The organism is Mesorhizobium sp. M8A.F.Ca.ET.181.01.1.1 (genome assembly GCF_004792025.1).
Taxonomy (GTDB): Bacteria; Pseudomonadota; Alphaproteobacteria; order Rhizobiales; family Rhizobiaceae; genus Mesorhizobium.
Window position 1 is genome coordinate 1,559,066 of the sequence record NZ_SRTV01000001.1, and the last position, 11,325, is coordinate 1,570,390.

The window sequence follows — 11,325 nt, forward strand, 5'->3', positions numbered from 1 at the left end:
AAGCGAAAAGGCTGGTGAAGAATATTCGCACAGCCCTTCCCTTTCCTAGACCAGCATGCCCATCGGGTTCTCGATCAACTTCTTGAAGGCGACCAAGAGTTCGGCCCCCAGCGCTCCGTCAACCGCACGATGGTCGGTCGACAGCGTCACCGACATCACGGTGGCGATCTTGATCTCGCCGTTCTTGACCACCGCCCGCTGCTCGCCGGCGCCGACCGCCAGGATCGTCGCGTGCGGCGGGTTGATGACCGCGGCAAAGTCCTTGATGCCGAACATGCCGAGGTTGGACACCGCCGTGGTGCCGCCCTGATATTCCTCCGGCTTCAGCTTGCGGCTACGGGCACGGCTCGCGAGATCCTTCATCTCGTTGGAAATGACCGACAGCGTCTTTTCATCGGCGTGCCGAATGATCGGCGTGATCAGGCCGCCGGGGATCGAGACTGCGACGCCGACATCGGCATGCTTGTGCTTGACCATGGCGCTTTCGGTCCACGAGGCATTGGCGTCCGGCACCGCCTTCAGCGCCATGGCCATCGCCTTGATCACCATGTCGTTGACCGACAGCTTGTAGGCAGGCGCCTCACCCTTGTCGGTCTTCTTCACCGGTGCCGCCGCATTGAGCTGCGTGCGCAGCGAAAGCAGCGCATCGAGCTCGCAGTCGAGCGTCAGGTAGAAATGCGGGATGGTGGTCTTGGCCTCGACTAGGCGCCGCGCGATGGTCTTGCGCATATTGTCGTGCGGGACGAGTTCGTAAGAGCCTTGCTCGAACAGCTTCAGCACCTGATCGTCCGACATTGCCTTTACAGCCGGAGCAGCGGAAGGCGCACCAGCCGGAGCCTTGGCTGCCGGTGCTGCCTTGGCGCCGCCACCGGCGATCGCGGCGTCGACATCGGCCTTCACCACCCGGCCATGCGGACCGGTGCCGGTCACGGCCGACACATCGACCCCCGCCTCCTTGGCGATGCGGCGCGCGAGCGGCGACGCAAAGGTGCGCTCGGCCGATTGGCTGATCTCCCCCCTTGTGGGGGAGATGGCCGGCAGGCCAGAGGGGGGCGCCTCGCTCTTGGCTGCTGGAGGAACAGCGCCCCCCTCTGTCGACTTCGTCGACATCTCCCCCACGGGTGGGGAGATTGGCGCCCTGTCCTGCTTGGCCTCGGCTTTCGCCGGTGCGCCACCGCTTTTCGCGGCAGCGCCCGCATCTTCGCCTTCGGCGGCAAGCACGGCGATCAGCGCGTTGACCTTGACCCCTTCGGTTCCGGCCGGCACGACCAGCTTGGCGACAGTGCCCTCATCGACGGCTTCAACTTCCATCGTCGCCTTGTCGGTCTCGATCTCGGCAATGACATCGCCCGGCGAAACCTTGTCACCTTCCTTGACCAGCCATTTTGACAGATTGCCTTCTTCCATCGTGGGCGACAGGGCCGGCATGGTGATGTTGATAGGCATCGCTCACTCCTGGATGAATTTGAAAAGGCCGCGCATGACGGTCAGCGTGGCGACGATGAACACAGGTGGCAAGACACCGAAATGGTAGCTACCCTTGCCCATCTCGAGCGTCATCATGCTGCCGGTCTGGTCGACCTTTGCGGAAGCAGTTGCCACAATAGCAAGAACCAGCGACGCGGCACCGCTGAGCATCAACAGAACCGCATCGAACTTCCCCGTCATCGATCGCACGAGAAAGGCGACCACGACAGTGGGAACAATGATGGCTGCCAACGTCCAGAAAGACAGCATCCGCATTGCTCCCTAGCGATATGCGACGGCTTTGACGGCCTCGATGACCTCGCCGACATTCGGCAATGCCAGCCTTTCGAGGTTGGCCGCATAGGGCATCGGCACGTCCTTGCCGGCAATGGTGATGACCGGCGCGTCGAGGAAATCGAAGGCGCGTTGCGACACCTGGTTGGCGATATGGTCGCCGACCGAATTCTGCGGGTAGCCTTCTTCGACCACGACCAGCCGGTTGGTCTTCTTGACCGAGGCGATGACGGTGTCGAGATCGAGCGGACGGATGGTCCTGAGGTCGATGATCTCGGCGTCGATGCCCATGCCGCGCAGCTCGGCTTCCGCCTTGACCGCATAGGTCATGCCGATGCCGAAGGAGACGATGGTGACATCCTTGCCCGTCTTGTGGATGCGCGCCTTGCCGATCGGCAGCACGAAGTCGTCCAGCTTCGGCACGTCGAAGGACTGGCCGTAGAGGATTTCGTTCTCGAGGAAGATGATCGGGTTCGGATCGCGGATCGCCGCCTTGAGCAAGCCCTTGGCGTCGGCGGCCGTATACGGCATCACGACTTTCAGGCCTGGAATGTGGCTGTACCAGGCGGCATAGCACTGCGAGTGCTGTGCGGCGACACGGGCGGCCGCGCCGTTCGGCCCACGGAACACGATTGGCGCGCCCATCTGGCCGCCGGACATATAGAGCGTCTTGGCGGCCGAGTTGATGATCTGGTCGATCGCCTGCATGGCGAAGTTGAAGGTCATGAACTCGACGATCGGCTTGAGGCCCGCCATCGCAGCACCGACGCCGACGCCGGCAAAACCATGTTCGGTGATCGGCGTGTCGACGACGCGACGCGGCCCAAATTCCTGCAGCAGGCCTTGCGTGATCTTGTAGGCGCCCTGGTATTCGGCAACTTCCTCGCCCATGACGAAGACATCGCCGTCGCGGCGCATTTCCTCGGCCATGGCGTCGCGTAACGCTTCGCGCACCGTGGTTGAGACCATTTCGGTACCGGCGGGAATATCCGGATCGGCGGCGATTTCCGTTTTCGGTGCGGCCGCGACTGGTGCAGCGGCCGGCTTTGCCACCTCCGCCTTGTCCTCGGCCGGCGCTTCCGCCTTTGCCGGTGCTTCCGCCTTGGCGGGAGCCGCCGCGGACTTGCCGACGTCGGCGGCGCTCTCGCCGTCCTGGAGCAGAACGGCGATCGGCGTGTTGACCTTGACGCCTTCGGTGCCGGCGGCGATCAGGATCTTGCCCAGCGTACCTTCGTCGACGGCTTCGACTTCCATCGTCGCCTTGTCGGTCTCGATCTCGGCGATGACGTCACCGGCGACGACCTTGTCGCCCTCGTTCTTCAACCACTTGGAAAGATTGCCCTCTTCCATGGTCGGCGAGAGAGCGGGCATGAGAATTTCGATCGGCATGTCCTGGCCCTCCCTTACAATACGATATCGGTCCAGAGCTCGGACGGATCCGGCTCGGCATCGTTCTGGGCAAATTCGGCGGCGTCGGCGACGATGTCGCGAACCTCCTTGTCGATGGTCTTGAGCTCGTCCTCGGTCGCCCACTTCTTCTCGATCAGCCGCGCCTTGACCTGCTCGATCGGGTCATGCTCGGAGCGCATCTTCTGCACTTCTTCCTTCGACCGGTATTTCGCAGGATCGGACATTGAGTGGCCGCGATAACGGTAGGTCTGCATTTCGAGGATCAGCGGGCCATTGCCGGCGCGGCACCATTCGGTGGCGAGATCGCCGGCGGCCTTGACCGCGCGCACATCCATGCCGTCGACCTGGATGCCGGGAATCTTGAAGGAAGCGCCACGGTGCGAGAAGTCAGTCTCCGCTGAAGAGCGCGACACCGAGGTGCCCATGGCGTAGCGGTTGTTCTCGATGATGTAGATCACCGGCAGCTTCCACAGCGAGGCCATGTTGAAGCTCTCATAGACCTGGCCCTGGTTGGCTGCGCCGTCGCCGAAATAGGTCAGCGAGACATTGTTGTTGTCGCGGTAGCGGTTGGCGAAGGCCAGACCGGTGCCGAGCGACACCTGCGCGCCGACTATGCCGTGACCGCCATAGAAATGCTTCTCCTTGGAGAACATGTGCATGGAGCCGCCCTTGCCCCTGGACAAGCCGCCGCGGCGTCCGGTCAGCTCAGCCATCACGCCACGCGGCGAAAGCTCCATCGCCAGCATGTGGCCGTGATCGCGATAGGCCGTGATCATCTGGTCGCCGTCGATCAGCGCCATCTTCATGCCGGTGACGACCGCCTCCTGGCCAATGTAGAGGTGGCAGAAGCCGCCGATGAAGCCCATGCCATAGAGCTGGCCGGCCTTTTCCTCAAACCGGCGGATGAGCAGCATGTGCCGGTAGGCGGCAAGCTCTTCGTCCTTGGTGAAGTCAGCAGGCTTGGGTGCTGACAGGCCGGATTTGCCGTCGGATTTCGATTTGGCAGGCGCTTTTCTGGCTGCGGTGGCCATGCATCACTCCCTGTTGGCGTCTCTTTGCGGACACTGGAGCAAGATCAACCTGCTCCGGGGAGATCGCCCTCCCCTTCGATTTATGGGAGGCTAACACGTAGAAAGGCGTTCCGCCATGTCGAAATTGCATAGCTGGCATGCGCCTAAGCGATTAAAATCATTGAAAATATTGCTGATTAACCGAAAATCGGTTACTTCTCCGAAACCGGCAGCATGATGGTGATCTCGTCGGCCTGGGACAGATTAAGCGCTTTACGCGCCTGCTCATCGAGCATGTCCCTCTCCAGCGTGCCATCATGCATGAGCTTGACCCGCCGTTCGAGTTCCATCCTGCGCGCCCTGATCGCCTCGAGCTGACCCTGCAGCGCGACCGTTTCGGCCTCCAGCTTGTATTTGGAATTGATACCGAATTCGCCGTGATAAGCGTGAAAGCCGAAATAGGCCAGGAACACCACGCACAGCGAAGGAATGATCAGCCGCCCGGTATTTCTCTGCTTGTGCTGACGCGTCCACATGACCGATTCCCCGTGGCCGCGAACTCAAACGGCTCGACGCCTTTTTCGCCTGATTGTGCTTAACGGACGGTTACGGGCGGCGGCCCAGCCCAGCCTGAAATGAAAAAGGGCGGGATGTCCCGCCCTTTCGATACCAAAGATGCGCGGCCGGATCAGCTCTTGATCACCGACTTGCCGGCGTAGCGCGCTTGCTTGCCGAGTTCTTCCTCGATGCGGATCAGTTGGTTGTATTTGGCCATGCGGTCGGAGCGCGACAGCGAGCCGGTCTTGATCTGCCCGCAATTTGTGGCGACGGCGAGATCGGCGATGGTCGAATCCTCGGTCTCGCCCGAACGGTGCGACATGACGGCGGTGTAGGCTGCCTTGTGCGCGGTCTCGACCGCGTCGAGCGTCTCGGTCAGCGAGCCGATCTGGTTGACCTTGACCAGGATCGAATTGGCAACGCCCATGCGGATGCCGTCGCGCAACCGCGCCGTGTTGGTGACGAAAAGATCGTCGCCGACAAGCTGCGTCTTCTTGCCGATCAGGTCGGTCAGGTATTTCCAGCCTTCCCAGTCATCTTCGGCAAGGCCGTCCTCGATCGAGATGATCGGGTAATCGGCGGCGAGCTTGGCGAGGTACTTGGCCTGCGCCTTGGGATCGCGTGTCTTCTTCTCACCCTCATAGACGTAGTTGCCGTCCTTGAAGAATTCGGTCGCGGCGCAATCGAGGCCGAGCGCGATCTCTTCGCCCGGCTTGAAACCGGCCTTCTCGATCGATTCCATGATGAAATCGAGCGCCACCGGCGCGCTCTTCAGGTTCGGCGCGAAGCCGCCCTCGTCGCCGACATTGGTGTTGTGGCCGGCATCCTTCAGCTTCTTGCGCAGCGTGTGGAAGACTTCCGAACCCCAGCGCACGCCTTCACGCAGCGTCGGCGCGCCGACCGGCAGGATCATGAATTCCTGGAAGTCGATCGGATTGTCGGCATGCGCGCCACCATTGATGATGTTCATCATCGGCACGGGCAGGATATGCGCCTTTGTGCCGCCGACATAGCGATAGAGCGGCAGGCCGGCGGCATCGGCCGCGGCTTTCGCCACCGCCAGCGAAACGCCCAGAATGGCGTTGGCGCCGAGCCGGCTCTTGTTAGGCGTGCCGTCAAGCTCGATCATGATCTGATCGATATGGATCTGGTTTTCGGCTTCCATGCCGCCGATCGCCTCGAACAGTTCGCCGTTGACCGCTTCGACGGCCTTGAGCACGCCCTTACCGAGGTAGCGGGCGCCGCCGTCGCGCAGTTCGACGGCCTCATGGGCGCCGGTCGAGGCGCCCGACGGTACCGCGGCGCGGCCCATTGAACCGTCTTCGAGAACGACATCGACCTCGACGGTCGGGTTTCCGCGGCTGTCCAGGATTTCACGCCCGACAATATCGATGATGGCGGTCATTGCGATGTCCTCGATTTGATCTGGAGAAAACGTCGCGCCCGTCTTAGCCAAAGCGACGCAAAAGGCAATCGGGCCCTGGCCGAATATTGCCGCCCGCGCGATTCACGAAGCGCAAGTTTCTGTCATCATAAGTCATGCCACAAGGGGCGCATTCCGGGTTAAGGCTGTTGTCGCGCGGGGCGAAACAGGAGGAGTTTCGCCATGTCCGAGTTGAGCGGTATCGTCAGTCTGTTCCTGATCGCGGCGGCGTTCCTGACGTCGTGCGACAATCAGCAGCCACCGCCAAAGGCCATTGCGCCTTTGCCGGCCTTGCACATTAGCGAGTAGCGTTGCCTCGAATCGAAAAGGGGGCCGTCGAAACGGCCCCCTTTTCGGTTGTGGCGTCAGTGCCAGTAGGGCGTAACCTTATAATATTCGTAGGACTCGTCGCGCACGCTCTCGCCATCGGCGCCGGCCAACTCGTTGATCGAATGGGCGGGCGCTGCCTTCAGCTGTTCCTTGGTGAAGGGTACGACATAGCCGCCCTTGTCCTCGTCGTAGTCGAGGCTCGCCCAGGGAATGGCATGGTACTTCTCGGCAATACCGAGAAAGCCGCCAAATCCGATCACCGCGAACATGATGCCGTTCGACGTCTTATCGAGCATGACGTCCTCGATGCTGCCGATGCCGTCGCCTTGGGTATTGTAGACGGTAGTGCCGATCACTCGCGAAGCGGCAATGGCTTCGGTGTGGCCTGTTTGCGTTGTCATTGTTTGCTCCTCGTTGTCGTTAATCTGCACTTTGACAATGAGGCGCGCGGGCGAAAGTTCCCGACTTTTTGGCGGCTGCCCGATCACTCCGCGAGGATGAAAGTCACCTTCATGTTGACGCGATAGGCCGCGATCTTGCCGTCCACGACAACGATCTTCTGATCCTGGATCCAGGCCCCTTCGACATTCTTCAGGGTTTTGGCGGCGCGGGCGATTCCTTGCTCGATGGCGTCCTGAAAGCTCTTCTTCGACGATGAGGTGATTTCGGTGACGCGGGCGACGGACATGGCTTCCTCCTGCCAAAACGCTCATTTGCCTGCCGAGCGTACAACTGGCCCCTGGCAACCACAAGCACGGGCAGAAAGCCTAGGATTAGTGGCCCTTCGCTACCCGGTCCAACGCCATCAGCTTTTCGAGCAGCGCCGGCATATCTTTCAGCGGCACCATGTTCGGACCGTCGGAGGAGGTCGAATTGTCGGGGTCCTGATGAGTCTCGATAAAGACGCCGGCAACGCCGACGGCAACGGCCGCGCGGGCCAGCGTCTCGACAAAGCGGCGCTCCCCGCCAGACGACCCGCCCTGCCCGCCCGGCTGCTGCACCGAATGGGTGGCGTCGAAGATCACCGGCGCGCCGATCTCGGCCATGATAGGCAGAGCGCGCATATCCGACACCAGTGTGTTGTAGCCGAAAGAAGCACCGCGCTCGGTGGTCAGCACATTGGCATTGCCGGAACCGGTGATCTTGGCGACCACGTTCTTCATGTCCCAGGGGGCGAGGAACTGTCCTTTCTTCACATTGATGACCTTGCCCGTCCTCGCGGCGGCGACCAGCATGTCGGTCTGGCGCGACAGGAAGGCCGGTATCTGCAGCACATCGACATGCGGTGCAACGATGGCGCACTGCTCCTCCGTGTGAACGTCGGTCAGCACCGGCAGCGAGAATTCCTTTCGCAACTCGTCGAACACGGGAAGTGCGGCGTCCATGCCGGCACCGCGCGTCGCCGACAGCGAGGTGCGGTTGGCCTTGTCGTAGCTGGTCTTGTAGACGAGGCCGATGCCGAGCCTGCCGGTCAGCTCCTTCAGCGCACCGGCCATGTCGAAGGCGTGTTGGCGCGATTCGAACTGGCACGGGCCAGCGATCAGCGCCAAGGGTGCCGCATTGTCGAAGATGACATTGCCGACCGTTACCGAAGAATTGGGCGCCGTCGAATTTGGTGCTTGGGACTTGCTCATTTGGTCTCCCGGAAGATGAAAGCCGCGCCTTGGCCGGCTGCCGGCGGCACGACAATGTCGGTGCCCGCTATATCGTGCTGGATTGAGTTGGCTGCAAGCAGCCTCGCAGCGGCATCGGCGCTTCGGATCGCAAATACCACGGCGGCGAAACGAAGCTCCGTCGCCGGGCCGGTCGGGATGCCAAAGCGCGCGGCGTAAGACGCGGGATCGAGCACACGCAATGTTGCGTTCGGCAAGGCGAACGCGCCGTCCGGACCGCCGGCGGACGGTTCATTGACCGCCACCGCGATCAGCCTGTGCTGTTCGGAGGGCGCACTGCTGATTGCAATCACCTCGACGACCCCATCGACGCCGTTGGGATGAGCCTGCAAGGCCGCGCGGTCCACTTTCGGCGCGTTGATGCGCTGGCAGGCAAAAAGAAAAGCGTCCCTGGCATGATTGGCCGAAGCAAAAGCGAGCTTGAACGAGGCGGTATCGCTTTTGCCAGCCGTGTCGGTGAAGGCTCGCGAGAAGCTCAGCGTGTCTCCCGCCGACAGGCCGGCTTCGACATAGCGTTCATGGTCGTCATCGGCATTGTCAGTGCCAAGAACCACCGCGGAAAATCCCTCGTTACCAAGGCTTTCGCGATAGAGGCGATCGCGCGCAACGAAGACGTTGCCCTCGGCGGCAGCCTCCGTCGCAGCCTGTTCGCTGCCAATCGCGAGCGGCTCCAGATAGGTGCCGTCGGCAAGGAACACGCAGCAGTTTTCCGTGCCAAAGGGATGGATGCCGGTCGGAGCGACGACGAAGCCCAGCGCGGTGAGCCGGATCCGCGCGGTGTCGACGGTCTGCGTCGGCAGAACCAGATGATCGAGCGGATGAATGGCTGATGTGGTTGGGGTCATGCAGGCGCGATGTGCATCATTCCGAAGGTCGGTTCAAGACTTGATCGCAATGCCGCCGGCGGCGGCGCATGGTTCGCACAGCACGCTCTATCGGGAAAGTCGCCGCTGCAAACGGCACCTTCTGGAGCAGGCGCCGGATCAGCGTCCGGCCACGACATCGGCCGAATAACGCAGCTCGCGCAATGGTTTGACCTTGCTGGTGGTCCGCGCATAGAGCGGGTGCGCCTTGTAGGCTGCCAGCGCCGCGTCATCGGCGAATTCCGCGTAAACGACGACATCGACTTCATCCGACAGCGGGTCGACCTTGGTGTTCAGCGTGACCTCGAAGAGGCTGCAATGAGGAATGTCGCCGAGCGCCAGCAGCCCGGTACGAACAGCTTCCACATCTTCCTTGCGCCGCGCGCTGAAGAAAACGATATGCCGGATCAATCCCGCCTCCTCGATCTGAATGTCGGGGTCTTTTGTGACGGCGGTCCCTTTGCGTCAACCGGTCATGGCGCCACGCGTCCTTGCGACGCGCCTCGATCGGTGCTGGACCTCGGTTCGCGCGGATCAGGGATGAAGCGCCGGCCTGCCCAGGGACGTCTAGGCCTTGCCGGTGACGTAGCGCACCGCATGGGAAACTTCCCTGACCGCGACGTCGAGATACCGGCCTTGATTGTAGAGACCGTCCCAGATCAGGAAGAACGCGATGGCGGCAATCACGATTACATAACGCATGGCTAAAGCTATCGCACAAGCGATGCGGCTGCCATAGGCGTTTTTGATTTCGGGCCGCAGCGGCCTGACGCAGGGCGGCAGATGCCGGGCGCCGCGTGGCACAGTCCAGCTCTCGGCATGCCTCTTGAAGTTCCCCCTCATGGCGTGGAAGATTGTGGCAGGCATTCACTGGGAAGCGCTGAAGCTCTGCTAAGGGGCGCGCGCTTTCGTTCGAGCCCGCCTGCCGTCGAACCCGCAGCTGCCGGGACCAGGCAACGGTGTTTGAACCCGGCGGATGATCCAAGAGAACCGTGGCTTGGCAATTGCGCCGACAGCACGGAGATCCAGGGGCATGGAATGGCACACGGGGAACATCATGGCATAGCGCCGGGCGACGCGGTCAGGCTCGACGAATTCAATTTCGCCGAGATCGTCAAGGGCCTGCCGGCCAAGGCGCGCATGGTGCTGTCGGCGGCCATGAACCTGCCGCGTGGTTCGCTGAAAGTCAGGATGCCGGACGGCCGTGCCGTCCTCGTCGGCGGCAAGGCGCCAGGCCCCGACGCCGAACTTGTGCTCAAGAACTGGCGTCTGCCGGGCCGCGCCTTTTCCGGCGGCACGATCGGCGTTGCCGAATCCTATATGGACGGCGATTGGGAAAGCCCTGACGTCACCAGCTTCCTCGAACTGTTCGTGGTCAATTCGGCGATCGGCGAACGCGTCGCGGGCGGCGCCAGTTGGCTCATCAACACGGCCCAGCGCATCCGCCACTGGTTCAACGAGAACACACGCAAAGGGTCAAAGCGCAATATCTCGGCGCATTACGATCTCGGCAACGCCTTCTACAAGGAATGGCTCGACCCGAGCATGACCTATTCCTCGGCGCTTTACGCCAATGGCGCCAATGATCTCGAGAGCGCCCAGGCCGCCAAATACCGGGCGCTGGCCAGGGATACGGGCATCGGCGGAAAGGATCACGTGCTGGAGATAGGTTGCGGCTGGGGCGGCTTTGCCGAGTTCGCGGCACGCGAAATCGGCTGCCGGGTTACCGGATTGACCATCAGCCGCGAGCAGCACGATTTCGCCAAGGCACGCATCGCCAAGGCCGGGCTTGCCGACAAGGTCGACATCAAGTTGCAGGATTACCGTGATGAAACCGGGACCTACGATCGCATCGCCTCGATCGAGATGTTCGAGGCGGTCGGCGAGAAATACTGGCCGGTATTCTTCTCCAAGATGAAGGCCTGCCTGAAGCCCGGCGGCACCGCGGGCCTGCAGATCATCACCATCAACGAAGCCGCCTACGACACCTATCGCGCCAGGCCGGATTTCATCCAGCGCTACGTCTTCCCGGGCGGCATGCTGCCGACGCCGTCCATCCTGAAGTCGCTTGGCGCCGCGCACGGCCTTGCCCATTTACGCGAACACGTTTTCCCCGAGGACTATGCCCGCACGCTTGCCGAATGGCGCCAGCGTTTCCGGGGGTCGTGGGAGAAGATCGTGCCGCTCGGCTTCGACGACCGTTTCAAGAAGCTCTGGGAATTCTACCTGCATTATTGCGAGGCCGGTTTCCGCACCAGCTATATCGACGTGCGCCAGGTGGTCTACAAGGCGTAGGC

General features: G+C 62.0%; 15 protein-coding genes. 3 read left to right on the forward strand and 12 right to left on the reverse strand.

Annotated features, from left to right (window positions below; all coding sequences use genetic code 11):
• Positions 1-45 precede the first annotated feature (45 nt).
• The 6 genes from EN824_RS07745 to eno all read right to left on the reverse strand — a co-directional run bounded on the left by EN824_RS07745 (position 46) and on the right by eno (position 6,144).
• Positions 46-1,446: a pyruvate dehydrogenase complex dihydrolipoamide acetyltransferase gene (locus EN824_RS07745; RefSeq protein WP_135932078.1), complete on the reverse strand. Its 1,401-nt coding sequence runs from the start codon at positions 1,444-1,446 to the stop codon at positions 46-48.
• A 3-nt stretch (positions 1,447-1,449) separates the two neighbouring features.
• A complete protein-coding gene (locus tag EN824_RS07750; protein ID WP_127280532.1) occupies positions 1,450-1,737 on the reverse strand; it encodes a hypothetical protein in 288 nt (95 codons plus the stop codon).
• Between the two features lie 12 nt (positions 1,738-1,749).
• Complete coding sequence (locus tag EN824_RS07755) at positions 1,750-3,150, reverse strand: pyruvate dehydrogenase complex E1 component subunit beta (RefSeq protein WP_127280533.1); 1,401 nt, start codon at positions 3,148-3,150, stop codon at positions 1,750-1,752.
• Between the two features lie 14 nt (positions 3,151-3,164).
• Positions 3,165-4,202 (reverse strand): pyruvate dehydrogenase (acetyl-transferring) E1 component subunit alpha, encoded by a 1,038-nt coding sequence (pdhA, locus tag EN824_RS07760; RefSeq protein ID WP_127869335.1) that lies wholly within the window; start codon positions 4,200-4,202, stop codon positions 3,165-3,167.
• A 191-nt stretch (positions 4,203-4,393) separates the two neighbouring features.
• A complete protein-coding gene (locus EN824_RS07765) occupies positions 4,394-4,717 on the reverse strand; it encodes a septum formation initiator family protein (RefSeq protein ID WP_127280535.1) in 324 nt (107 codons plus the stop codon).
• 152 nt (positions 4,718-4,869) lie between these two features.
• Entirely contained in the window at positions 4,870-6,144 is a 1,275-nt protein-coding gene (gene eno / locus EN824_RS07770) for a phosphopyruvate hydratase (RefSeq protein WP_135867754.1), read from the reverse strand.
• 201 nt (positions 6,145-6,345) lie between these two features.
• Between eno and EN824_RS36530 the strand changes: the two genes are divergently transcribed.
• The gene (locus EN824_RS36530; protein WP_127281032.1) at positions 6,346-6,471 is read left to right on the forward strand and encodes a hypothetical protein; all 126 of its coding nucleotides are present in this window, start codon (positions 6,346-6,348) and stop codon (positions 6,469-6,471) included.
• 56 nt (positions 6,472-6,527) lie between these two features.
• Here the strand turns inward: EN824_RS36530 and EN824_RS07780 are convergent, their stop codons facing one another.
• The 6 genes from EN824_RS07780 to EN824_RS36535 form a co-directional block, all read right to left on the reverse strand.
• Complete coding sequence (locus EN824_RS07780) at positions 6,528-6,893, reverse strand: PRC-barrel domain-containing protein (protein WP_127281031.1); 366 nt, start codon at positions 6,891-6,893, stop codon at positions 6,528-6,530.
• A gap of 83 nt (positions 6,894-6,976) precedes the next feature.
• Positions 6,977-7,180 carry a dodecin family protein gene (locus EN824_RS07785; protein ID WP_127281030.1) on the reverse strand — a complete coding sequence of 68 codons (204 nt, stop codon included), beginning with the start codon at positions 7,178-7,180 and terminating at the stop codon, positions 6,977-6,979.
• An 85-nt stretch (positions 7,181-7,265) separates the two neighbouring features.
• Positions 7,266-8,126, reverse strand: a complete 861-nt coding sequence (kdsA, locus tag EN824_RS07790) for a 3-deoxy-8-phosphooctulonate synthase (RefSeq protein ID WP_127869339.1) — start codon at positions 8,124-8,126, stop codon at positions 7,266-7,268.
• A complete protein-coding gene (locus tag EN824_RS07795; protein ID WP_135928750.1) occupies positions 8,123-9,010 on the reverse strand; it encodes a VOC family protein in 888 nt (295 codons plus the stop codon). The genes kdsA and EN824_RS07795 overlap by 4 nt, the downstream gene beginning before the upstream one ends.
• A 138-nt stretch (positions 9,011-9,148) precedes the next feature.
• Positions 9,149-9,439 (reverse strand): Dabb family protein, encoded by a 291-nt coding sequence (locus tag EN824_RS07800; RefSeq protein ID WP_127280091.1) that lies wholly within the window; start codon positions 9,437-9,439, stop codon positions 9,149-9,151.
• 156 nt (positions 9,440-9,595) lie between these two features.
• Positions 9,596-9,730: a hypothetical protein gene (locus tag EN824_RS36535; protein WP_272482999.1), complete on the reverse strand. Its 135-nt coding sequence runs from the start codon at positions 9,728-9,730 to the stop codon at positions 9,596-9,598.
• Positions 9,731-9,854: 124 nt separating this feature from the next.
• On the opposite strand from EN824_RS36535, the gene EN824_RS36635 reads away from it, so the two are divergent.
• On the forward strand, positions 9,855-9,923 hold the full coding sequence (locus tag EN824_RS36635) for a hypothetical protein (RefSeq protein ID WP_348629826.1): 69 nt from the start codon (positions 9,855-9,857) through the stop codon (positions 9,921-9,923).
• 143 nt (positions 9,924-10,066) lie between these two features.
• Complete coding sequence (locus EN824_RS07805) at positions 10,067-11,323, forward strand: cyclopropane-fatty-acyl-phospholipid synthase family protein (protein ID WP_127280092.1); 1,257 nt, start codon at positions 10,067-10,069, stop codon at positions 11,321-11,323.
• Positions 11,324-11,325 lie beyond the last annotated feature (2 nt).

What these genes read in the sequence shown, in the direction of transcription:
- EN824_RS07745 (WP_135932078.1), bottom strand. Translation starts at nt 1,446, where the DNA reads ATGCCTATCAACATCACCATGCCGGCCCTGTCGCCCACGATGGAAGAA.
- EN824_RS07750 (WP_127280532.1), bottom strand. Translation starts at nt 1,737, where the DNA reads ATGCTGTCTTTCTGGACGTTGGCAGCCATCATTGTTCCCACTGTCGTG.
- EN824_RS07755 (WP_127280533.1), bottom strand. Translation starts at nt 3,150, where the DNA reads ATGCCGATCGAAATTCTCATGCCCGCTCTCTCGCCGACCATGGAAGAG.
- pdhA (WP_127869335.1), bottom strand. Translation starts at nt 4,202, where the DNA reads ATGGCCACCGCAGCCAGAAAAGCGCCTGCCAAATCGAAATCCGACGGC.
- EN824_RS07765 (WP_127280535.1), bottom strand. Translation starts at nt 4,717, where the DNA reads ATGTGGACGCGTCAGCACAAGCAGAGAAATACCGGGCGGCTGATCATT.
- eno (WP_135867754.1), bottom strand. Translation starts at nt 6,144, where the DNA reads ATGACCGCCATCATCGATATTGTCGGGCGTGAAATCCTGGACAGCCGC.
- EN824_RS36530 (WP_127281032.1), top strand. Translation starts at nt 6,346, where the DNA reads ATGTCCGAGTTGAGCGGTATCGTCAGTCTGTTCCTGATCGCGGCGGCG.
- EN824_RS07780 (WP_127281031.1), bottom strand. Translation starts at nt 6,893, where the DNA reads ATGACAACGCAAACAGGCCACACCGAAGCCATTGCCGCTTCGCGAGTG.
- EN824_RS07785 (WP_127281030.1), bottom strand. Translation starts at nt 7,180, where the DNA reads ATGTCCGTCGCCCGCGTCACCGAAATCACCTCATCGTCGAAGAAGAGC.
- kdsA (WP_127869339.1), bottom strand. Translation starts at nt 8,126, where the DNA reads ATGAGCAAGTCCCAAGCACCAAATTCGACGGCGCCCAATTCTTCGGTA.
- EN824_RS07795 (WP_135928750.1), bottom strand. Translation starts at nt 9,010, where the DNA reads ATGACCCCAACCACATCAGCCATTCATCCGCTCGATCATCTGGTTCTG.
- EN824_RS36535 (WP_272482999.1), bottom strand. Translation starts at nt 9,730, where the DNA reads ATGCGTTATGTAATCGTGATTGCCGCCATCGCGTTCTTCCTGATCTGG.
- EN824_RS07805 (WP_127280092.1), top strand. Translation starts at nt 10,067, where the DNA reads ATGGCACACGGGGAACATCATGGCATAGCGCCGGGCGACGCGGTCAGG.